This is a genomic window from Paenibacillus sp. FSL H3-0457 (assembly GCF_037981725.1).
In the GTDB taxonomy this organism is placed as follows: Bacteria; Bacillota; Bacilli; order Paenibacillales; family Paenibacillaceae; genus Paenibacillus; species Paenibacillus amylolyticus.
The window spans coordinates 4,367,623-4,389,333 of record NZ_CP150283.1; the positions used below are offsets into that span (position 1 = coordinate 4,367,623).

The 21,711-nt window shown below is 46.8% G+C and carries 23 protein-coding genes and 1 riboswitch; all 23 genes read right to left on the reverse strand.

The window, feature by feature from the left end; translation table 11 throughout:
- Positions 1–70: 70 nt before the first annotated feature.
- Entirely contained in the window at positions 71–820 is a 750-nt protein-coding gene (locus tag MHH25_RS19325) for a pseudouridine synthase (RefSeq protein ID WP_036607741.1), read from the reverse strand.
- Between the two features lie 198 nt (positions 821–1,018).
- Entirely contained in the window at positions 1,019–1,837 is an 819-nt protein-coding gene (locus tag MHH25_RS19330) for a serine protease (RefSeq protein WP_340017829.1), read from the reverse strand.
- A 63-nt stretch (positions 1,838–1,900) separates the two neighbouring features.
- Positions 1,901–2,434 (reverse strand): spore maturation protein, encoded by a 534-nt coding sequence (locus MHH25_RS19335; protein WP_017687658.1) that lies wholly within the window; start codon positions 2,432–2,434, stop codon positions 1,901–1,903.
- 6 nt (positions 2,435–2,440) lie between these two features.
- Positions 2,441–3,067: a nucleoside recognition domain-containing protein gene (locus MHH25_RS19340; RefSeq protein WP_036607746.1), complete on the reverse strand. Its 627-nt coding sequence runs from the start codon at positions 3,065–3,067 to the stop codon at positions 2,441–2,443.
- Between the two features lie 31 nt (positions 3,068–3,098).
- Positions 3,099–4,286: a D-alanyl-D-alanine carboxypeptidase family protein gene (locus MHH25_RS19345; protein WP_315371739.1), complete on the reverse strand. Its 1,188-nt coding sequence runs from the start codon at positions 4,284–4,286 to the stop codon at positions 3,099–3,101.
- Positions 4,287–4,416: 130 nt separating this feature from the next.
- Positions 4,417–4,899 (reverse strand): GerW family sporulation protein, encoded by a 483-nt coding sequence (gene ytfJ / locus MHH25_RS19350; protein ID WP_036607830.1) that lies wholly within the window; start codon positions 4,897–4,899, stop codon positions 4,417–4,419.
- A 147-nt stretch (positions 4,900–5,046) separates the two neighbouring features.
- Positions 5,047–5,778, reverse strand: coding sequence for a DUF2953 domain-containing protein (locus tag MHH25_RS19355; protein WP_036672305.1), 732 nt, complete (start codon positions 5,776–5,778; stop codon positions 5,047–5,049).
- 189 nt (positions 5,779–5,967) lie between these two features.
- The gene (gene scpB, locus MHH25_RS19360; protein ID WP_340017830.1) at positions 5,968–6,624 is read right to left on the reverse strand and encodes an SMC-Scp complex subunit ScpB; all 657 of its coding nucleotides are present in this window, start codon (positions 6,622–6,624) and stop codon (positions 5,968–5,970) included.
- Positions 6,593–7,393 (reverse strand): segregation/condensation protein A, encoded by an 801-nt coding sequence (locus tag MHH25_RS19365; RefSeq protein ID WP_340017831.1) that lies wholly within the window; start codon positions 7,391–7,393, stop codon positions 6,593–6,595. Before MHH25_RS19365 ends, scpB begins: the two co-directional genes overlap by 32 nt.
- A gap of 104 nt (positions 7,394–7,497) precedes the next feature.
- Positions 7,498–7,965, reverse strand: a complete 468-nt coding sequence (gene ribE, locus MHH25_RS19370) for a 6,7-dimethyl-8-ribityllumazine synthase (RefSeq protein ID WP_017687651.1) — start codon at positions 7,963–7,965, stop codon at positions 7,498–7,500.
- Between the two features lie 101 nt (positions 7,966–8,066).
- The gene (locus MHH25_RS19375; protein WP_076318983.1) at positions 8,067–9,299 is read right to left on the reverse strand and encodes a bifunctional 3,4-dihydroxy-2-butanone-4-phosphate synthase/GTP cyclohydrolase II; all 1,233 of its coding nucleotides are present in this window, start codon (positions 9,297–9,299) and stop codon (positions 8,067–8,069) included.
- Positions 9,300–9,331: 32 nt separating this feature from the next.
- Positions 9,332–10,000, reverse strand: coding sequence for a riboflavin synthase (gene ribE, locus MHH25_RS19380; protein WP_340017832.1), 669 nt, complete (start codon positions 9,998–10,000; stop codon positions 9,332–9,334).
- Positions 10,001–10,061: 61 nt separating this feature from the next.
- Positions 10,062–11,165, reverse strand: a complete 1,104-nt coding sequence (gene ribD / locus MHH25_RS19385; RefSeq protein ID WP_036672313.1) for a bifunctional diaminohydroxyphosphoribosylaminopyrimidine deaminase/5-amino-6-(5-phosphoribosylamino)uracil reductase RibD — start codon at positions 11,163–11,165, stop codon at positions 10,062–10,064.
- Between the two features lie 323 nt (positions 11,166–11,488).
- Positions 11,489–11,657: riboswitch (FMN riboswitch) on the reverse strand.
- 167 nt (positions 11,658–11,824) lie between these two features.
- A complete protein-coding gene (locus MHH25_RS19390) occupies positions 11,825–13,132 on the reverse strand; it encodes a hypothetical protein (RefSeq protein ID WP_340020525.1) in 1,308 nt (435 codons plus the stop codon).
- A gap of 112 nt (positions 13,133–13,244) precedes the next feature.
- Positions 13,245–13,676 carry a peptidylprolyl isomerase gene (locus tag MHH25_RS19395; RefSeq protein WP_017687646.1) on the reverse strand — a complete coding sequence of 144 codons (432 nt, stop codon included), beginning with the start codon at positions 13,674–13,676 and terminating at the stop codon, positions 13,245–13,247.
- 206 nt (positions 13,677–13,882) lie between these two features.
- On the reverse strand, positions 13,883–15,214 hold the full coding sequence (lysA, locus tag MHH25_RS19400) for a diaminopimelate decarboxylase (RefSeq protein ID WP_340017833.1): 1,332 nt from the start codon (positions 15,212–15,214) through the stop codon (positions 13,883–13,885).
- Positions 15,215–15,317: 103 nt separating this feature from the next.
- Positions 15,318–16,985 carry a spore germination protein gene (locus tag MHH25_RS19405; protein WP_340017834.1) on the reverse strand — a complete coding sequence of 556 codons (1,668 nt, stop codon included), beginning with the start codon at positions 16,983–16,985 and terminating at the stop codon, positions 15,318–15,320.
- A gap of 24 nt (positions 16,986–17,009) precedes the next feature.
- Positions 17,010–17,438 (reverse strand): stage V sporulation protein AB, encoded by a 429-nt coding sequence (locus MHH25_RS19410; protein WP_026080996.1) that lies wholly within the window; start codon positions 17,436–17,438, stop codon positions 17,010–17,012.
- A complete protein-coding gene (locus MHH25_RS19415) occupies positions 17,419–18,075 on the reverse strand; it encodes a stage V sporulation protein AA (protein WP_017687642.1) in 657 nt (218 codons plus the stop codon). The genes MHH25_RS19410 and MHH25_RS19415 overlap by 20 nt, the downstream gene beginning before the upstream one ends.
- Positions 18,076–18,773: 698 nt before the next feature.
- Positions 18,774–19,529 carry an RNA polymerase sporulation sigma factor SigF gene (sigF, locus tag MHH25_RS19420; protein WP_036607856.1) on the reverse strand — a complete coding sequence of 252 codons (756 nt, stop codon included), beginning with the start codon at positions 19,527–19,529 and terminating at the stop codon, positions 18,774–18,776.
- A gap of 14 nt (positions 19,530–19,543) precedes the next feature.
- On the reverse strand, positions 19,544–19,999 hold the full coding sequence (gene spoIIAB, locus MHH25_RS19425; RefSeq protein WP_036672324.1) for an anti-sigma F factor: 456 nt from the start codon (positions 19,997–19,999) through the stop codon (positions 19,544–19,546).
- Positions 19,996–20,349, reverse strand: a complete 354-nt coding sequence (gene spoIIAA, locus MHH25_RS19430; protein ID WP_017687636.1) for an anti-sigma F factor antagonist — start codon at positions 20,347–20,349, stop codon at positions 19,996–19,998. Before spoIIAA ends, spoIIAB begins: the two co-directional genes overlap by 4 nt.
- A gap of 144 nt (positions 20,350–20,493) precedes the next feature.
- Positions 20,494–21,615: a D-alanyl-D-alanine carboxypeptidase family protein gene (locus MHH25_RS19435; RefSeq protein ID WP_339200027.1), complete on the reverse strand. Its 1,122-nt coding sequence runs from the start codon at positions 21,613–21,615 to the stop codon at positions 20,494–20,496.
- Positions 21,616–21,711: the final 96 nt, after the last annotated feature.

Below are 21,711 nucleotides of genomic sequence, written 5' to 3' on the forward strand. Positions count from 1 at the left end.
TCCTATGAACAATTATAGCGAATTTCGTCACAAAACTGCGGCGGTTTTATGAAAATTATGTGTCCTCACATTACCTTTTTTTCATTTTTTTGGCTGGTTCTGATTGTGCGAGGGTAATCAGGTTGTTGACTTCCTCTTTGGTCAGATGACGTGTCAGACCACGTTTCAGGTTTTGTAGCAAAATACCACCAAACGAAATCCGTTTCAGGCGGGTTACTGGATGGTTGATTGCCTCGAACATACGTCTAACCTGACGGTTACGTCCTTCATAGATCGTAATGGAAATGACCGACTCATTAGCCGCTGTATCCACATCTTTGTACTCTACCTCTGCAGGAGCAGTCATGCCGTCATCCAGCATAATGCCTGTCTTTAATTTCTCCAAAGCTGTACCATGTGGCACACCTTTAACCGTTGCATGATACGTTTTGGGTACGTGATGCTTAGGATGCGTCAGCAAATGTGCAAACTCACCATCATTGGTAAGGATCAATAAGCCCTCTGTGTCATAATCCAGACGACCTACAGGATATACGCGTTCCTTGACACCTTTCAGGTAGTCGGATACAATTTTCCGACCTTCCGGGTCAGATGCACTTGTGATTACGCCTTTTGGCTTGTTCAACATCAAGTACACTTTTTTCTCACTGCGGATCGGTTTTCCATTAACCGTAATCATATCCTCTTCGGGGTTCGCTTTTGTACCCAGTTCGGTTACGACCTCCCCGTTAACTTCTACTTTGCCGGACAGGATTAGTTCCTCGCTCTTGCGGCGGGATGCAATGCCTGCCTGTGCGATAATTTTTTGTAATCTTTCCATGTTTGTCATGTCACCTCACACTAATGATACCCATCACGCAAGGAAATCACAAGGATAATCCATGGATTTTGTAAACTGGAGACACGAATATCCATTTCTGGCTACCTTCCTCCCCCAGATTTGCCGCAAAAAAAAGCCTGCCTTTACACGACCTGTTGAACACAGATGGCGTAAAGATAAGCCTTTTCCTCAAATCATTTAATTGGAAACTTTGCCGGCAACTGCAACCTGTTTTTTGGCAGGTGTGGTACTCTCTTTAATGAAAGTCTGCAATGTCTTGGAAGTAATATAATAGGTACGTCCACCGTACACAAATGTCATCATACCAATGACCCGGTTGTTCTGATCCAGAACAGGGCCACCTGAATTACCTTGGGCCATGGATTTCACAATACTGCCGATTCCCTTTTTACCTGGAACGTCCAAAGCTTGGGAACTAAACACTCTGCTTTTGGCTATCGTATTGAAGGTTGAAGGAAAATCTTCATCCAGGATGACAAGATCACCAGCAGGATTTTTGGGAAATCCAATCGTATAGACAACCTGGTTATCCCTTGCATTTGCAAATGCGACCGGTTGGGCCTCTATTTCCTTGTCCAGCTTCAGCAGTGCCATATCTGTCACCGGGTCTGTCTTAATAATCTTTGCCTTTACAGGCTTGCTAAGGGAACCCGGACTTGCAACAGTCAGTGTACCTTCATCACCATCAGACAGTTCAGCAAAACTCTGAACGACATGATAATTCGTGAGCACTTCATCCTTTGAGATCAATATTGAGGTACCAACATCATAATATACCATATCGGGTTCATCCTGCTTGACCAAACGTACATTCACGACTGGAAAAGAATCCGCTGTGACTGCCATTTGTGCACGCAGCTGTTTGTCGAAGTAACCTGTAAAATGTATCGTCTGAACGGCTTGAGCTGCCGCCAGCCCCGTTGACCCTGCGAGCATTGCAATAGCAAGCACGCCTGACATTCCGACACGGAGCATTCGTTTCCAACTCTTCTGCATGTCTCACTCTCCTCCGCTATTATTCTAGCATATCTAATATATCGGAAGGAAAGGAGATATCTTTTAACCAAAAACGAGCAAACAAATGGCGAGGGCAGCAATAAAACCAACGACATCGGAAAACAACCCTACTTTGAGTGCATATCGACCGTTACGTATGCCTACAGCCCCAAAATAAACAGTCAGCACATATAACGTGGTGTCTGTACTCCCCTGAATCGTAGATGCCATACGTCCAATCATGGAGTCAGGGCCATGGGTTTTGATCAGATCGGTTGTAAACGCCAGAGAGCCTGTCCCCGTTAAAGGACGCAGTATTCCGAGTGGTAACACTTCGCCCGGAACACCCATCCAGGACACCAGCGGAGCAAACAGACTAATCACAAAATCCAGTGCACCCGAGGCACGAAATACGCTGATTGCGACCATCATGCCCACTAGATGTGGAATAATACTGATTGCAGTGGAGAAACCATCCTTGGCCCCATCAACAAAGGATTCGTAAACCGGGACCTTTTTGGTAAACGCATATAATGGAACAAACGCGATAATAACCGGGATGGCCCAGACGGAAATCCAGTTGATGAAGGTTAACAAAGGTGCTCATCCTTTCATGCCGGGATTGCCACTTTTCTGTATGCGCGGCGGTTTGTGTAAAGCCCTGTTTCGATACCAGCGATCGGCGATTATAGCAGCAAGTGTAGCGATAATGGTAGCCATCAATGTTGTTCCCACAATCTCTGTTGCATTGGCGGAATGATAGTTTAAGCGGATGGCGATCAGCGTTGTCGGAATAATGGTAATGCTAGCCGTATTCAGAGCCAGTAAGGTGCACATCGCAGGAGAAGCGGTTTGTTTGTCCGGATTAAGCTCCTGCAGCTGTTGCATGGCTTTGATTCCCATCGGTGTAGCCGCATTTCCTAGTCCCAGCAAATTGGCACTCATATTGGAGAGAATATAACCCATCGCCGGATGATTTTTGGGCACATCGGGGAACAGGAAACCAACAACCGGACCGAGCAGCTTGGCAATCCGAGCCAGGAGACCCGCATCTTCAGCCATTTTCATCATGCCCATCCAGAACACAAGCACACTAATCAGTCCAAAACAGACCGTGACTCCCGTTGCCGCCCCATCAAAAGCGGCTTGCGTGACCACTTCGATATTGCCGTTGACGGCTGCAAAAACAAATCCGATTAAAATCATGAGCAGCCAAATTAGATTAATCATGGATTATATCCTCCCTTCAATGGCGATTTAGCTAAGGAGACAACAGGTGGCTTAACACGGCACGCCATGCAGTTGCCCAGGAAGAGACATCACCGATTCCACCCAGCGTTGCATCTTCTGTCTTCGGTTCAGGAGGAATATAACTGCCTTTGCGATACACGGGAATTGAGCCCACAAGTTTGCCGTCAAGTTGCATATCAATGCGCCCTGCCAATCCAAACGAAGGATCTGTCGATTGTTCCTTGCCTTCCGTTTCCGACTGTCCTCTATTTTCGTGTAGTATCAATTTCTTGGTCAATGAGCCTTCTTCACTTTTAGCCAGTGGGTACCAGAATCCCCGGCCCGTAACGACATCTGTATTTTGCACAGGCTGTTCTTGCTTGGCGACCTCTACTAACGGGAAGTACTCAAAACCGAAATCTAACATCCGAGCATGATCGTTCCAATCGTTTCCGTCGTTCAGCGTTACTGCGGCGAGCTGCTGTCCGTTACGTGTAGCGGAACTGACCAAACATCTGAAAGCTTTTTTTGTGTAGCCGGTTTTCACTCCATCCGCACCTTCATACATCCGCAACATTTTATTTTTATTGTGCCAAGAGTATTCCCAGCTTTCATTGGGGTTCGGTGCGGATTTGTCCTCCGTGGCTACGATGCGTTTGAACACCGGATTGTGCAATGCATATGCCGTTAATCGTGCCAAGTCGTTAGCTGTTGAATAGTGACCTTCTGCATCCAGTCCATGAGGGTTCATAAAATGAGAATGCGTCAGACCGATTTGCTCCGCCTTTTTGTTCATTAACAGGACAAAGCCTTCTTCCGATCCACCGACATGTTCTGCGATCGCAGAGGCCGCGTCATTGCCTGAACGGAGCATGAGCCCGTACAACATGTTTTCAAGCGTCATCTCTTCACCTAACTTGAGATAGAGAGAAGATCCTTCTTTGGCAAAAGCCGTGGGAGACACTTTCACTTTATCATCCAGCTTGCTGTGTTCGATCGCTACGATCGCTGTCATGATTTTGGTCAAGCTGGCAATTCGCAGTTCTTTATCCCCATCCTTGCTGTATAAGATCCTGCCTGATGTGACATCAATGAGAGCAGCGCTTTGCGCATGTGTAGACGGACCTTGAATCGTTGCCTGGGCTTGAGTTGCCCCTAATGAAGACAGCAAGAAGACAGGGATAAGCATGCATGCAATGACTTTCGTTATTTTTCGCATCAATTCATTCCTCCGGGTCACTTGGAATCTTGTACTATCTTATGTTCGGACAACTTGGAGTATGTCCCATAGGGCAAAAACAGCAAAAATCCCTCACGCTTGGATGCGGGAGGGATCATAACGAAATGATTCAGCTGTACGTTGATGGATCTGGTGTAACCGGTACACCTGTAGTATTCGTTGGTGTTGTATTCCGTTGGAACATGCCTTGAATACGGTCCAGAACATAAGGGGTGGAGTCAATGAGTTTCTCAAACAGATGTGTGGAGTTATCAAGTGGTACAATGTGTACCCCCTGTTTACCTACCACCAGGAACGCAATAGGACGTATGGATACACCGCCCCCACTACCGCCACCAAACGGAGAAGCAACTTTAGCTGAACTCGCATGTTCAGCAGAGGTACCCGTAGCACCACTTTTGCCACTACTTTCTCCATTAACGTGAAAATCACTACCACCGGCAGCAAAACCGAATCCCACCTTACTGATTGGCAGAATCACGGTACCATCTGGTGTTTCGACTGCATCGCCAACAATTGTATTGACATCCACCATGGCCTTGATATTTTCCATTGCGGTTTCCATTAAGCCTTGAATTGGATGATCTGACATTTAAATTCCCTCCAGTTTCAATGTAAGCTAGGTTTGATCTAACCATATCATCCCCAAACTTGAAGGGACTTATGTAATAAGCATTTTAAATACACTCACCAAATCCCAACCTTACATTCCCAAAAACAGACCGACTATGATGGGTTTTTATACTGTTGTCCCACTAAGTTTCTTCTTTTGCTTCTCCTTATGCCTGCGGCGCTGTTCCTGAAGAAGCTTGAACCACATCCGCCATCCGCCTTCGACTTGAAGCACACGGGTGAGTAGTGTAACTCCAGCGATCAGAACGGCTGTAATCCGAATTTTCACTCTGAAATCAAGTTCCGTTCTAAATTCCATTTCATCGGACCATACTGGCATAACCTGAAGCACAGGTGTTTCATCAAAGCGGATCTGATAGGTGAGAAAACCAATAATAATGGACTTGATACTCCACACCCAGCCCGTCAGCACCGCTGTATATGCTGCATCACCAACGCCGATGTGGGTAGCCCAGGACAGTTGGGTCATATGTACGCGTGTAAGTGTTTGCTTCAGCCACAGCTTGAGCGCGTCCGTTGCCCTAAGCATAATTTTCACATCTTTAGCCCACTTCTTGACTTTGCGTTTGTTGACCCGCTCGCTTCCCTGGGCCTCGCCTCTCGAATGATTCATGGATTGTTCGGTCTTGACCAGAAAACCTTCCTTCATATTGCGAAAAACAATACTCGGGATCTCATAGTTAATCCGCACAATTCCATAGAGAAGACGAACATTAATATTGGCGTAATCATCACTTTTATGTTTACTGAATGTAAAATGTACATGAACATTTGAGATGAGGACTGCGGCAATCAGCAATGCGAACAACAATCCGATTCCTCCAAGCCAAATCCACACAGGCCTTACCTCCAAGCCCTCAATTCTTTTCTCGTCTAGTATGGCACTCTGAATAGGAAAAAATTCACGTCTGACCTAAAAATCCCATTTCATATTTGTTTGGAAACTGTTTTATTCACCATTTATCTAAAAATAATGCACAAAAAAACCGACTCCACTGATGGGTGTCGGTTAGTATGAGCTTGCAAATTAGAGTGAAGAGTCCGTATTATCGTCTTCGTTGTCAAATTGACTTAGATCATCCACCGGATCAGCACTTTCCGGTTCCAGTTGTTGCAAATCCAGTTTGTTGAATAATAGTTGTGTCTCTTCCTCCAGGTTTTCGGAATCTTCGAACAAACCTGGTTCCGGAAGGTCTTTAATTGTTGCCAATCCGAAATAATCCAGGAATGACTTGGTCGTTCCGTACAGAATTGGTCGTCCGATCGCCTCGGCTCGTCCCACTTCAATAATTAGATCCTTATTCACAAGCGTATGGATGGCCCGCTCCGATTTTACACCGCGGATTTCCTCAATCTCTACCCGTGTAATGGGCTGCCGGTACGCTACAATAGCCAGTGTCTCCAGAGCCGCTTGGGATAAGGACGTACGCGCGGGAGAGTATGCCAGTTTCTCGAAATATACAGCGTGGTCAGGCAAGGTGCCCAACTGAACTACACCAGCGATCTTGAGAATCTGTACACCTCGTCCCTGCTGTGAAAATTCATGAATCATCTCCTCAATCGCATCCGTTACAAGCTCCACTCGCTGGTCAACGATCTCGGCGATTTGTTTGATACTCAGACCTTCTTCTCCGGACAAAAACAGCAGGCCTTCAATAATCGATTTCAATTTCGGAAAATCCATGATTCTTTGTTTCCCCTCTCCACTCCATAACGATATCCTCAAACATCCGTTCCTGATAACAGACAATCTGCTTCATCTTCATCAGTTCAAGCACCGCCAGAAAAGTGACAACAATCTCATGGCGATAGATATGTTCATCCATCAACTTGGAGAATAACAGCCTGCCTCCCGGCCCCATACTTTCCAAAGCGCCGATGACATCCCGTATCCGGTCCTTAACCGAAATCTCATCTCGTTTGATTCGGGTTACGGTTGTACGCTTCTCAGCCTTACGTAGCGCCTTCTGAAAGGCTGCAATCAGGTCAGAGGTGTGTAAACCCTCAACCGGGTTCGATTGTGCTTCTACGGGCATATAGGGGCGCAGATCCTCGGGCTCTTTGGAAAATATAAGGCTGCGTTCCCACTCCCGTTCATGAAGATGACGCGCAATTCCCTTGTATTTGCGATATTCTATCAGACGTGCAATCAGCTCTGCACGTGGATCATAATCTTCTTCTTCCATATAATCATAATCCTCGAAGTCCTCAATGACCGGTGGTTTGGGCAATAAAAGTTTGCTCTTGATCGCCAGCAATGTTGCTGCCATGACCAGAAATTCACTCGTAATATCCAGTTCCAGTTCCTGCATCGAATGCAGATACGCCATGTATTGATCGGTAATATCGCTGATGGGAATATCCTGGATATGAATTTCAGCCTTATCAATCAGATGAAGCAACAGATCCAAAGGCCCTTCAAAAGTCTCCAGTTTGTATGTAACTACCGTCACTAGACGAATCCTCCCGCCAGAAAAATACAAAACCCTGCTAAGCCGTCCGAATCCGGTTTCCCGTGTTCGTCTGCGCAAAGCAGGGCACTACTATTAAATAAGCACTATTTTAGCTGTTTCGTCAAGTTTGCCATCTCAATTGCCGCCGTAGCTGCATCCCAACCTTTGTTACCCGCCTTGGTTCCGGCACGTTCAATCGCTTGTTCAATATTTTCTGTTGTAACCAGTCCAAAGATCGTAGGCACGCCAGTTTTCAGGTTAATTGCGGCTACCCCTTTAGCCATCTCGTTGCACACATAATCGTAATGCGTAGTTGATCCACGAATAACGGTTCCCAGGGTAATCACCGCATCATACTTGCCGCTCTCCGCCATTTTCTGCGCAATCAAAGGGATTTCGAACGCACCTGGAACCCAGGCTACATCCACTTCATCATCCTGAACGCCGTGACGTTTGAATGCATCGAGTGCTGCGCTAAGCAATTTACTGGTAATGAATTCGTTAAAACGTCCAACAACAACTCCATATCTGGATCCTTCTGATACTAAATGTCCTTCAAAAAATTGTGGCATTCAAGTCATCTCCCTAACGGTATAATGTAATGTAAGTAACGGAAATCTTAATTAATCTCTTCCATAAATTACATGGTGAACGTTATTCATCTAAAATATATTTACTGTTCGTTTTGCTCGATATCATCAAACTTGAGCATATGCCCCAGCTTGGCTTGCTTGGTATGAAGATAGACCGTATTGTCCTCGTTCTCCTCCATCTGGATCGCGACACGCTCTACGACTTCAAGTCCATACCCTTCAAGGCCTTTAATTTTACGAGGATTGTTAGTTAGCAGTCTGATCTGACGAACCCCAAGGTCTTTCAGAATTTGAGCGCCAATTCCGTAATCACGCAAGTCAGCAGCAAAACCCAAACTCAGATTTGCATCAACAGTATCCATACCTTCCTCTTGCAGCTTATAGGCTTTGAGTTTGTTGATTAGCCCAATACCCCGACCTTCCTGTCTCATATAGAGCAGTACGCCATTGCCTTCCTCATGGATCTGTTTGAGTGCCGCATCAAACTGCGGACCACAGTCACAACGATGCGAATGGAATACATCACCTGTCAAACATTCAGAGTGTACACGTACAAGCACAGGTTTCGAACCATCAATTTCTCCTTTGACCAGAGCCACATGTTCCTTATTGTCCACAGCATTTGTATAAGCCACCGCTTGAAACTCACCAAAGTCCGTTGGCATACGCACAGCTACTTCACGTTGAACCAGCTGCTCTTTTTCGTTACGGTAACGAATCATGTCCTGAATACTGATCAGCTTCAGATCATGTTTGCGAGCAATCTCCTGCAGATCCGGAAGTCTGGCCATCGTGCCATCTTCCTTAATTACTTCACAGATAACGCCAGCAGGGTAGGAACCACACATGATAGCGAGATCTACAGCCGCTTCCGTATGTCCGGCACGACGAAGTACACCGCCGTCTTTTGCAATCAGCGGGAACATGTGACCAGGCTTACGGAAGTCCCCGGCTTTCGCCTCAGGATCGATTAGACCTTTCACGGTAATAGAGCGTTCATGTGCCGAGATACCTGTTGTTGTATCTTTGTGATCCACAGAGACGGTGAAGGCTGTTCCATGGAAATCCGTATTTTGTTGAACCATCGGTTTCAGGTTAAGTTCGTCCGCACGTTGTTGTGTAATCGGAACACAGACCAGACCTCTACCTTCAGTAATCATGAAATTAATGACTTCAGGCGTCGCCTTTTCGGCCAAAGCGATAAAATCGCCTTCATTCTCCCGATCTTCATCATCCACAACAATGACGGGTTTACCACGCATGAGATCATATATGGCTTCTTCTATTGTGTCCAGAATGGATTGTTCTGACATTGGTCCACCTCCAGTTAATTTCTGTTCTCTATTTATGCAAATCCGTGATTGGAGAGAAAATCTTCACTGATACTGCGCGGCTTGCCAGCACCCGTCTCCCGATGTCCTCTCCCATACTGGAGCAGATGATCCACATATTTGCCCAAAATATCGCATTCGATATTAATGGTATCCCCTGTCTTTTTCACATTTAGTACAGTTTCACCAATGGTATGCGGGATAATGGAAACCGTGAATTCGGTATCCGATGTATGGACAACGGTCAAGCTAATGCCATCCAATGTAACCGATCCTTTGGGGATCAGATATTTGAACAACTGGTGATCATCAGGCTTGATCTCAAACACAATTGCATTCTGATCACGTGTTATACTGCCAATCACTCCAGTACCATCAACATGGCCCTGAACGATATGGCCGCCAAAACGACCGCCTGATTGCATGGCCCGCTCCAGATTAACTTTACTGCCAGATTGCAGCTGACTGAGATTGGTATGGCGATAGGTTTCAGGCATTACATCGGCGGTAAAACCTCCACCTTCGAGCGTTGTCGCAGTTAAGCACACGCCGTTCACTGCTACACTATCACCAATCTTCAGATCGTCCATGATGGCGGAAGCTCCGATATTCAGGACCATCGCTTCGCCTTTCCGACCAATACGCCGGATCTGACCGACTTCTTCCACCAAACCGGTAAACATGCTGCCGCCTCCCTTTTTCAAGTTATAAAGAACCTAACTTTCTACTTTCAAATCCATTTATTTATTCAGGCCACACCGGAATACCGCCAATGCTGATATTATCTCCAACTTGTTCGATCTCCAACTGATTCAATTGAATCGCCTGATTCATACGTTCCACACCCTCGAAGCGGAAGCTTCCAGGTGTATCATAACCGCCTACAATCTTCGGAGCGATAAACATGAGCAGTCGATCGACCAACCTTGCCTCCAGCATGGCTCCATTCAAGGTGCCTCCACCTTCAAGCAAAATTGAACCAATGTCACGCTCACCCAACTTGCTAAGACCGTTTAACAGATCCACACGTGGTCCAGGACCACAGCGTATAATCTCGACGCCGTAGGCTTCCAAACGTTCAGCAACTTCAGGACTGGCTTCGTCTGTTGTCAGCACCCATGTTGGAGCAAGACCATCCTTAACCATTTTGGCACCTACGGGGAGACGTAACTTGGAATCCACTACAATGCGCACTGGACTAATGCCTTCGACTTGCAAACGGGTTGTTAGTTCCGGATTATCGGCGATTACCGTGTCGACGCCAACCATAATTCCCTGGTGCCGATGACGAAGGGCATGCACAATCTCACGAGCGGGCTCGTTAGAGATCCACTTGCTGTCTCCGCTGCGAGTAGCAATTTTGCCATCCAAAGTAGTAGCCGTTTTCAGTGTCACAAAAGGTAGACCCGTTGTAATAAACTTAATGAATTTTTCATTCATGCGTCTTCCTCGCTCACGCAGTACGCCAACTTCAACTTCAATGCCTTGTTGACGAAGCATGCTTATACCCCTGCCGGATACTTGCGGATTTGGATCTTCACAACATACCACAACACGTTTCACCTTTTCATGAATCAGGCGTTCACTACAAGGTGGCGTCTTGCCATAATGACTACAAGGCTCAAGTGTAACGTATACCGTACTTCCTTCTGCATCACTGCCTGCCATGTTAAGTGCATGCACCTCTGCATGACCGGTTCCACGTTTCAGATGGCTTCCCAGGCCTACAATACGACCCTCTTTCACAACTACACACCCAACGACCGGATTAATCCCCGTCTGTCCCTGTGCTCGTTCCGCCATATCCAATGCCAGTGCCATATAAAATTCATCATTGATCATTTCCAAATCCGTTCACCCCGCGGTTTAAAGTCTTGTTTATTAAAAAATCCCCGTCGAACAATCAGTTCGATGGGGATGATGAGAGACAAATGTCACCAGCAGGAGTGAAATGGATACAGCACGCCAACACTTTGCCCAAAACTTCATTTCGGGCAAGTGAAAATAGACACATACCTTAATGAACATCAATTACAGGTAAAGAGCTTTTATAGTGCGGCATATGTATGGAACTGTCCGGCGTAACCGGATCTTCCCTGCACAGTGCATGACATCACAAATCGTGACTGTGCAGCAATACTCCTGCTGAATGCAAACCTGTTAGGTCTGCACCTCTCCTTCTCCCATCCAGACTATACTGTCGGTTCTGGAATTACACCAGATCAGCCATCTGCCAATGGCAGACAGGTCACGGACTTTGCATCAAGTGCTGGACACATAGGTCCTTACACTTCCTGCATCACCGCCGGTAGGGAATTGCACCCTGCCCTGAAGGATTGCTTTCGTTATTACTTGGATGTTAGCACTTTAATGCCAAAAAATCAATTGTTTTTTGTTCCTTTTTGTCACATACTAACTTTTAATAAGCTAAGAAACAACAAAAACCGCTTCCTCTCAAGGAGGCACGGTTTTTGCTTGGAGGCCCATTTCACACCCATCGTATCATTCTACATATCAGGAAAACACCAGCTAGCCATATGCTTTAATTCTTTGGCATTATGGAATGGAGTGCGATCAGGTTCTTGCAGGGGCGAAGTCGGAAGCGGGAACTCTCTTGCCACCCTTCTGACCCAACTTGTGGAATCAATCGCAATAGCCGAGCATTTCCAGCGTCCATTCGCTCTCGGTCGAAACGTCCCATGCAAATCTGCTTTTCCCGGCATCTCTGGGAAGACTCCATCCAGATATTCGACAATGACGCGCTTGTCTCTGACTTCATGACAATATACAGTCACCCATACACCTTCCCGGACCCGAACAGCATACACATCGCCAGACTGTACCTCCCCGGTACCTGCATCAGGAGATGCCTTTGGTACTTTTCCGCGAACACTTCTCTTCTTCTCCAATGCCCCTAAGATCGTGTCCTTTACAGCTGGACTCTCATCAGGCTTATCCGCAAGTGATATGTTATTCAGATCAAAATTATGAAATATCTTGTTCAGGTTGTTCTCATTAATTCCGACAGATGAGTCCCACCACGCCAGAGGGGCCTGCACTTCAACCCGCACATTGGGGCGTGCGTCACGCTGCATGTAAGAGGTGAATTCCGTGATCATTCCAGGATGTTCCGGCGTATCCAATATGCCAATCAGAGCTAACGTCTCAAGTAAATCACGGTAGGCATATTCCTTCTGTGTAGGCAAAAGACGTTCCTTCTTGAGCGCTACTGCTGCCTTGCTGTAACGTGTTTTGGGAGGTAATTCGCGCAACACCGTTAACACCGCACGGAATGTCCAGCGGTCGTACTCATTGGGTATTGGAAGCTCCTGCGCGGCAGCCAGCTCTCGAAGTGCCAACACATATCCAAAAGGATCACCGTCCAACGGTGTTCCATTGGTCATCCGCCAATACCATTGCAGCGTTGTGTCGGTTGCTTGATCTACACTTAATCCGCAGATCTTACAAGTGTTCGAAGATGGATATGGCGTATGTTCATGGCTTGGCATACTGCTCGCAATAAGCTTGCCCGTAAGCAACGAACGCCAGATCATGGGTGCTGACCACAAAGAGGATACAAAGGCCTGCGCTGCATCATTGATCGTCCATTGATTCGCAACTTTTTTCAGCTCAGTAATCGTTTCATCATGTTGCGGACGTACAAAGCGATTCGGTTCATGCCCGGCTGCCTCAAGCGCTTCTCGATCCTTTACCGATAGACTATCCGGAACGACATGGCGCGATGCCTGCAGTTCTTCATCCCACAACGTGCGCTCACTATAAATTTGTTTTAACAAGCTTAGCTGAGTAACCATATCCAAGGTTATATTCATCCTTTCTAATTATCGATTTGAAGTATGTAAAAAATAAAAAAAGTGCTTCTATAAAAGAAGCACTTCATGTTTGGATCCAGTTAAGGTGAAGGTATTAAGCTTCTACAACTTCAACAGTTTCCATTTTGTCTTTACCTTCTAAAGCGTCCACGAACTCCATACCTTTAGTTACTTTACCAAATACAGTATGTTGTCCATCCAAATGTGGTTGTGGTTGGTAGCAGATGTAGAACTGGCTTCCACCTGTGTTACGGCCAGCATGTGCCATAGCAAGTGTTCCGCGCTCATGTTTGTTCGGGTTAATTTCACAGTTGATTGTGTAACCTGGGCCACCTGCACCGCTACCGTTAGGGCATCCGCCTTGAGCTACAAAGCCCGGGATAACGCGGTGGAATGTAAGACCATTGTAGAAACCGGAATTAGCCAGTTTCTCAAAGTTTGCTACTGTGTTTGGAGCTTCTTGATCGAACAGATCGATCAGAACTTCTCCGCCGTTTGCCAATTTAATTTTCGCTTGTTTCGCCATATGTAAATGACTCCTTTCGTATTGACCATCGTTAATGGTGCCAGAACGCATGACCCTGGGCCAAGCATTACAGCACTTTTCTTAGTGTACACCGAAAATGTCTGGATCGCAAAAAAAACGGCAACTTTTTTCATGAATCAGCTTAAATACGCAAAAAGCAGACGAAAAAGGAAGTTCCCTTTTCATCTGCTTCAACTGTAAACGAACTAGCGAGTTACTGGCTGTTTGCCAATGCGCGCTGGTACCAGGTCATTCTGGATGATATCTTGATACGTCTCACGGCGTACCACGACATCTCCTTGACCGTCTTTGACAAATACAACGGCCGGACGACGAATCCGGTTGTAGTTGCTCGCCATGGAGTAGTTATACGCGCCTGTGCAAGCTACAGCGAGTAGGTCGCCGCTTTCCACTTTTGGCAGGTCCAGATCCCAGATCAACATATCGCCACTCTCGCAGCATTTACCCGCAACGGATACCGTTTCCTGAGCAGCCTCATTCGCACGGTTAGCAAGCACAGCTTCGTACTTGGATTCATACAAAGCAGGACGTGGGTTATCGGTCATACCACCATCCACGGCAACGTATTTACGCACGCCTGGAATGTCTTTGCTTGTTCCAACGGTATACAGCGTTGTTCCCGCTTCACCCACGATGCTGCGGCCTGGTTCAACCCAGATCTCAGGTACGGCATAGCCGATTTGAGCAAAATGATTTTTAACGGCATCTGTAATAGCCTTCACATATTGCGCAACTTCAAGTGGCGTATCTCCATCGATATAACGGATTCCGAATCCACCACCCAGGTTAACCACTTTGAAAGCAACGTTAAGACGCTCATATACACTTGCTGCAAATTCAGCAACACGTTGAACCGCCATCTGGAAGCCTTCAACTTCGAAGATCTGGGAACCGATGTGGGAATGCACACCGAGCAATACCAGGTTAGACTGCTTGGAAGCCAAGTCAATCGCTTTAAATGCTGTACCATTACCGATATCGAATCCAAATTTCGAATCCGTTTGACCTGTGGAAATATATTCATGCGTATGTGCCTCAACACCAGGCGTCACACGAAGCAAAATGTTTACTTTACGATTTTTGTCCGCTGCTACAGCCTGCAACAGATGCAATTCATTGAAGTTATCAACAACAAAACATCCAATCTCTGCATCAAGAGCCATTTCGATCTCTTCCAGCGTTTTGTTGTTACCGTGGAAGTGAATGCGCTCAGCCGGGAAGCCTGCTTGCAGTGCAGTAAACAGTTCACCATCAGATACGACATCCAAGGAAAGTCCTTCTTCAGCTGCAAGGGCACACATCGCCATTACACAGAATGCTTTACTTGCGTAAGCAACCTGGAAGCCCAGTCCGGAAGCACGGAATGCTTCCATGTACTCTCTGCAACGCTCACGAACCAATTGCTCGTCCACAACGTACAGGGGAGTTCCAAATTGTTCTTTCAGATCTGTTGTATCAACTCCGCCAATCTCCAGATGCCCTTGCGCATTTATTTTACTTGTACCATGTAAATACATAATCTGCATTCCTCACTTTTTATATACTGGAACAATTGATATTCCAATGATTTTACACCAGTATATCAAATTAGGCAGCGAGATGAATGGATTTTTCGGAAGATCATTTGTGTTTTTTACTTTTTTGCAGTTCCCCGTCCGGATCATCGGACATTTTGGTGTTGTCACGGGTTTTATTGAATGATGGACGTTTTTTATTTTCCAGCAGCGGAAGCCGGAATAAAAAGTTGCCCAAGGCCTTTGCATTAAACGGTATAAAAGGCCAGAGATACGAAGAATTGTACGACCGGTGAACGGTGAGTGCCAATATGAGTAATGTACAGCCCACGACCAACCCCGGAACCTTAAATATCGCTACTGCAATGAGCAGAAACAACCTGACTAGCCTGTTGGCGAGCCCCAGCTCGTAACTCGGCGTGGCAAACATTCCGATGGCTGCGATGGCCATATAGAGCACAACCTCATTAACAAAGTATCCTGTTTTCACCGCGATATCCCCGACTAGAATGGCCGCGATTAAGCCCATGGCCGATGCCAGAGGTGTAGGCGTATGAACCGCTGCCATCCGTAATAAATCGACGCCAAGTTCGATCAGGAGAAACTGTAGAATTAGCGGTAGCTTTACATTTTCCTGTGGACCAATGAAGTCCAGTCCCATCGGTTTAATCGAAGGATCAATAACCATGAGCAACCACAGCGGTAATAAAAACAGCGATATGAGAATCCCTGCAAAACGCACCCATCGTAAATACGTTCCCATCAAGGCCGTCTGTCTGTTCTCCTCCGCATGCTCACACAGGTCGAAGAAGGTTGTAGGCAAGATCATCACACTGGGGGAAGTGTCTACGAAAATGACAACTCGTCCTTCCAGCAAATGGGAAGCTGTAACATCCGGTCGTTCTGAATAACGAACGAGTGGGAACGGATTCCAACCCTTGTTGATAATCGCTTCCTCCAACTGCTTGTCGGCTGCGGGAATACCATCGATATCCACTCGCTGAATTTTTTCACGGACCGAATCCACCTGCACTTTATCCACAATATCATCAATGTACACCACGCAGACATCCGTTTGGGTTCTCCGCCCCACCTGCATGATCTCAAACTTCAGCCCAGGGTCGCGTATTCTGCGACGCACTAATGTTACGTTGGTCAGGAGCGTTTCGGTAAAGCCGTCTCTGGAACCGCGGACCACCCTTTCCAATGAAGGTTCTTCTGGTGAACGAACCGGGTAACTCCGGGTATCCATAATTAAGACCGAGCGATCTCCTTCAACGAACATTGCGCTCATACCGGTAAGGACCTTGTTGATGACAGCACTCATCTTCTCGACTTTTTCCACCTGAATGTGGGGAATGTAACATTCAAAATAGGATTTGAGTGCATGTCCTGAGACGTCATCCGGCGTGAGATAGGTTAATCTTTTCAAGACTTCAAGCAAAATCTCATCCTTGGCGAAGCCGGTGATCATCAGCAATCCAACGTGCTTACCACCCAGGACCATTTCCCTCATATTCACGTCGAACGATTCTCCAAGCCCCAGCACCTGTTGCAGTGTATATCTGTTCTCACTCATGCGTGGGGAGATATCATCGTTTTCCTGCCAATATTGTACGGATTCCTCAATGCTGTCGGACATCTCATTTTGTTTTTTCTTATTGTACGCTTTCTCCTCTTCTTCCTTATGAATCTCATAAGCAGACTTGTGTAACATCTCTTCCGTTATACCTTCACTATTTTCCTGGCCTGTGTGCTCCGTTCGTTCATCCATCTTCCATCCTCCTATGGCCACGAGTTACCGCTGATATATAAAAAAATCAAACAGGGAACCTGTCATTTTGCCCAAAATCATGGCGAGCAGTAATCCAAACAAATAAGGTTTCATGCCCAATCGTTTGGCTAATACGGGCAGTACATTGAGTACCTCAGTGAGCGCCGCGGCGAGCAGACCGATGAACACGCCACAGAACAAACCAACGATCGGGCTGAGCAGTAGCACCCCATGCATTTTCCAATGCCAGAAGTCCGCCACCGTCCCGAGCAGTGAACCACCAATTAGCGCCCCTTCGTACCAGTGAGTTTTGTCATACGATTGCGTAAGTTGAGCCAACCTGGGAATCATATCGAGCACCAGAATGAGCGCAATTACGCCACTCCCTACGGCAATCCCCCCTGCAATACCCAATACAATGCTGATTGCTCCATTAAGAACGCTCATCCGCATTCATCTCCCTGCGTTCCTGCTCGTGCATCCGTTCGCTTTCTTCAATCACCACATATTTATCTACATTTTGCTGGTATAGGAACATCTCCACTTCCAGCGGAGTAGGCTCCTCATTCCACTTTTTCTTGAACAAATGATTAAAAAATACTGCCATTCCAAATCCAATGCCAATGGAATACGCCACTTGGAACAGATAGGGATGTTCGTCCCGATGCCCAGTAAGCATCTCCACAATACGAATCTGTACTTCCTGCATGTTCACATCGGCATGAAAATTCATAATGGTTAAGGCCGATCCGAAGAACAGCAGCAGCCAAACCAATATGAACAGAGACTTGGAAGGTTGACCATTTCCCGCAATGACTTCAACCAACGTATGGCCTGATCCTATCAGTTCCACACTTACCTCCGGCAAGATGTGCCGAATTTGGGGAATAATCTGCAATATATCAATGAGGATCAGATTGCCATCCTCTGGTCCAGGGCTTAGCAGTTCAAGCTCCAATAGCCTGCCCTCTTGGTCTTCTGAAGAGGTCAGTACATGTGCAATGTCTCCAAGCTTGACTGCTCTGCCCCTCTGGATGCGAATACGGCTGCGCAGACGAATATAGACCATTGGAGTGGGTGTCTGGGACATCCATAGCACTCCTTTACTGCGTAATTTAGGTTAGTATTTGAAGAATGTGCAAATTTATTACAGTCTGGTTGGAAAAAGATCGTGAGGTGGGTGGACGCTGCGGGATGGATCGGTCATTGGTCGCTGTTATCCCCGGATTTCTTAAACTCTCCTTTTCAAGGAGGAAATCCAGTGCTAAAGGCGAACGCTTCGCTCCTTTTGACCGATTCCATCCCTCCGCTACCCATCGTCCTCCCGTTTCCAAAGGTTTGTAATAAATATGCTGTGGAGTGGGCAGGAAGGGATTAAAAGAGGGTTGTTTGGGTATTTGGGGTTATTTTGCTCAAAATTTCATGAATCTTGAAATGTTCTTCTGGATACCGACTTAGATTACAACTATGTAGAATTTGGAGACAAAGGCGGATGCTTCTCTTCTTCAGGTCTAATCTGCCGCCTGTGTTGCTTATATATCCCCTTAGATGAACCCTCACGCTTCGCTCATTTTTACCGATTCCATCCCTCCGTTACCAATTGTCCTCCCGTTTCCTAACGTTTGTAATAAATATGCTGGGTGGTGGCAGGGAGGAATTTAAAAGAGAGGGGAGGTTATTTGTTTATCTAACAACAAATAACCTCCCTCGCCATAATGCGCGATAGAAGGTTGTTAGTTGTCGTATAATGGTGTATATGCACCAATATTGTTGTTGCAACCCACGAAATCACTGCGCGATCTGGTCGCGGATGGATTGCAGTATTTTTTTCTCCAGACGTGATACCTGTACCTGAGATATACCCAACCTGCTAGCTACCTCGGACTGGGTCTGATCCCGGTAATACCTAAGATAAACGATTAACCGCTCCCGCTCGCTGAGACCACCGATGGCTTCGTTCAGGGCCAGCTTGTCAAACCAACGTTCCTGAGACTCGTCGGCAATCTGATCCATTAATGTAATGGGATCGCCGTCATTTTCAAATACGGTCTCATGGATGGAGGTCGGTGGTTTGTTCGCTTCCTGGGCAAATACAACTTCCTCCGGGGTTACCCCCAGCTCTGCGGCAACTTCCTTAATCGTTGGTAAACGATCCAGATGTTTGGACAGTTCGTCCCTTTTTTTGCGGACTTTATTCGCCATCTCTTTCAGTGAACGACTGACCTTCAGGGTACCGTCATCCCGCAGGAATCGCTGGATTTCTCCGATGATCATCGGTACCGCGTAGGTTGAGAACTTCACGTCATAACTGAGATCGAATTTGTCCACTGACTTGAGCAGACCGATACAACCAATCTGGAACAGATCTTCCGGATCATATCCCCTGTTCATAAAACGCTGTACGACGGACCAGACGAGTCTGATGTTGCAGTTCACCAGCGTATCCCGTGAGACATGGTCACCCGACTGACTGAGCGCAATCAGCCGTTTGACCTCGGCATCGTCCAAATAGGTCTGTGAAGATGGTTTCACTTCAGCATCCATAAGAACACCAACCCCTAATTATACAATGCTTTCTTGGATTCAATCCTTTTTTTCATCTTGATGGAGGTGCCTCTGCCGGGCTCACTGCTGACTTCGAATTCATCCATAAAGTTTTCCATAATGGTGAAGCCCATGCCCGACCGCTCAAGTTCGGGTTTGGACGTATATAGCGGCTGCTTGGCCAGTTCAAGATCTTCGATTCCTTCACCGCGGTCTTCCACGATGATAGTGATCATGTCTTCCCGAATCTCCGCCTGGATGGACACCACACCCTCGGAGTTGTTGTTGTATCCGTGGATGATGCTGTTGGTCACGGCTTCCGAAATGACCGTCTTCAGGTCACTGAGCTCGTCCATCGTTGGATCAAGCTGGGAGATAAACGCAGCAACGGTTACCCGTGCAAACGACTCATTCTCTGACTTGGCCGCGAATTGCAGATTCATGAAATTTGTCCCTGTTCCTTCATTCATGAGACGACCTCCAGACCTGAGAGAGCAGTTCCCTCATTTTCGTATATCGGCATAATCTTAAACAGCCCCGACATTTCCAGCAAACGGTACACTGGCGAATTGACGTCACAGACCACCATCTTGCCACCTTTATTCTTAATGAGCTTGTATCTTCCCAAAATGACACCTAGACCCGAACTGTCCATAAATTGCAGATCTTTCAGGCTGAGTACGAGATGCTCGCTTTGTCTCCGCTGGATGGCTTCATCCATTTGCATCCGTACCATGTCAGCTGTATGGTGATCCAGCTCCCCGGATAATCGTACAATCAGAATCCCGCGATGGTGTTCCATTTCCACATGCAAGTTCACGTTTGCTCACTCTCCTCCCTGTCTTAGAACAAGGATTTCTACGCTTCCGAAGGCTTTTCCTGCCCCCCGACAAAACTAGAAGAAAACCCCTATTTAACTACAAAATATGTTCGAAGGATACGTGCAACTCGCAGAAATCGCCGTTTAGTCAAACAGATTGGACGTTGTCCGCTTAAACAGCTTCCACCAGCCCGCCTTATTCACATCCTGCGGAGCCTGAATGTCGAACTCCTTAATGACGTCATTACCCTGATAAACCACCAGTTTACCTATACTTTGCCCGGCTTTGATCGGAGCTTTCAATTCTTTGGCGACCAGCAATTCATGCCGGATGTCGTTGGATTTGGCTCCTTTGCGCATCAGCACACTATAATTTTGCGTGGCATTCAGAGGCAATTCGGCAACTTCACCTTTTTCGATATTCAGACTTCCCAGCAGATCCCCTGCCTTGTAGAGCGCCTTCATCGTATATTGACTAAACGCATAGTCAAACATCGAAGACACTTCACTGTTCCGTGTTTTGGTATTTGGTTCACCGAGTACCACGGAAACGACACGTAGTCCGTCCTTGGACGCTGTTGCGGAGAGACAGAACTTCGCTTCGGATGTGTAACCTGTTTTCAAACCATCTGCCCCTTCATAAAAACGAACCAGCTTGTTTGTATTCACCAGCCAGAAGGGCTTTTCCGTATCTTTGCGAAGGTAATCCTGATATGCACCGGTGTACTTCGTAATCCCGGAATGCTTCAGCAGTTCACGGCTCATGACGGCAATGTCATGGGCGGAAGAATAGTGATTATCGACCGGGAGGCCGTTACAGTTGGCAAAATGAGTATCCTTCATGCCCAGCTCCTTCGCCCGCTCATTCATCAGCTGTACAAAGGCTTCTTCCGAGCCAGCGATCTTCTCAGCCATCGCTACCGAGGCATCATTGCCCGAAGCCATCGCGATCCCTTTTAACATATCGTCGACCGTCATTTCTTCCCCAGGCTCCAGAAAGATCTGCGAACCGCCCATGGAAGCTGCGTATTCGCTTGTTCTTACTTTGTCGGTCAGCTTCAGCTTGCCTGAGTCGATCGCTTCGATCGTAAGTAGCATGGTCATAATCTTTGTAATGCTCGCTGGAGGCAGCTGATCATGACTGTTTTTCTCATAAATAACCGTTCCCGTATCTGCATCCATTAAGATCGCAGAGCGCGCCGACGGGGCCAGATCAGTTCCTCCCGCTGCCTTCGGTGTTTCTTCAGCCAATGCTGTTGATGCCATAAGGGACAGCAGGATACAAAGGGTCATGAACGATGCCATTATTCTTTTCTTCACAAGGTTACCTCCTCAAATGACTTGCTTACTGCATGTTCCATG

Bases quoted from the DNA above. Each gene is read 5' to 3' on its own strand.
- ytfJ (WP_036607830.1), bottom strand. From the start codon at position 4,899: ATGTCAGATCATCCAATTCAAGGCTTAATGGAAACCGCAATGGAAAAT.
- MHH25_RS19395 (WP_017687646.1), bottom strand. From the start codon at position 13,676: ATGGCGAAACAAGCGAAAATTAAATTGGCAAACGGCGGAGAAGTTCTG.
- ribE (WP_017687651.1), bottom strand. From the start codon at position 7,965: ATGCCACAATTTTTTGAAGGACATTTAGTATCAGAAGGATCCAGATAT.
- lysA (WP_340017833.1), bottom strand. From the start codon at position 15,214: ATGTATTTACATGGTACAAGTAAAATAAATGCGCAAGGGCATCTGGAG.
- MHH25_RS19390 (WP_340020525.1), bottom strand. From the start codon at position 13,132: ATGGTTACTCAGCTAAGCTTGTTAAAACAAATTTATAGTGAGCGCACG.
- spoIIAB (WP_036672324.1), bottom strand. From the start codon at position 19,999: ATGAATGAAGGAACAGGGACAAATTTCATGAATCTGCAATTCGCGGCC.
- MHH25_RS19325 (WP_036607741.1), bottom strand. From the start codon at position 820: ATGGAAAGATTACAAAAAATTATCGCACAGGCAGGCATTGCATCCCGC.
- MHH25_RS19435 (WP_339200027.1), bottom strand. From the start codon at position 21,615: ATGGCATCAACAGCATTGGCTGAAGAAACACCGAAGGCAGCGGGAGGA.
- MHH25_RS19345 (WP_315371739.1), bottom strand. From the start codon at position 4,286: ATGCGAAAAATAACGAAAGTCATTGCATGCATGCTTATCCCTGTCTTC.
- MHH25_RS19340 (WP_036607746.1), bottom strand. From the start codon at position 3,067: ATGATTAATCTAATTTGGCTGCTCATGATTTTAATCGGATTTGTTTTT.
- ribE (WP_340017832.1), bottom strand. From the start codon at position 10,000: ATGTTTACCGGTTTGGTGGAAGAAGTCGGTCAGATCCGGCGTATTGGT.
- MHH25_RS19330 (WP_340017829.1), bottom strand. From the start codon at position 1,837: ATGCAGAAGAGTTGGAAACGAATGCTCCGTGTCGGAATGTCAGGCGTG.
- MHH25_RS19415 (WP_017687642.1), bottom strand. From the start codon at position 18,075: ATGTCCCAGACACCCACTCCAATGGTCTATATTCGTCTGCGCAGCCGT.
- MHH25_RS19375 (WP_076318983.1), bottom strand. From the start codon at position 9,299: ATGTCAGAACAATCCATTCTGGACACAATAGAAGAAGCCATATATGAT.
- MHH25_RS19405 (WP_340017834.1), bottom strand. From the start codon at position 16,985: ATGGATGAACGAACGGAGCACACAGGCCAGGAAAATAGTGAAGGTATA.
- sigF (WP_036607856.1), bottom strand. From the start codon at position 19,529: ATGGATGCTGAAGTGAAACCATCTTCACAGACCTATTTGGACGATGCC.
- MHH25_RS19410 (WP_026080996.1), bottom strand. From the start codon at position 17,438: ATGCGGATGAGCGTTCTTAATGGAGCAATCAGCATTGTATTGGGTATT.
- scpB (WP_340017830.1), bottom strand. From the start codon at position 6,624: ATGGATTTTCCGAAATTGAAATCGATTATTGAAGGCCTGCTGTTTTTG.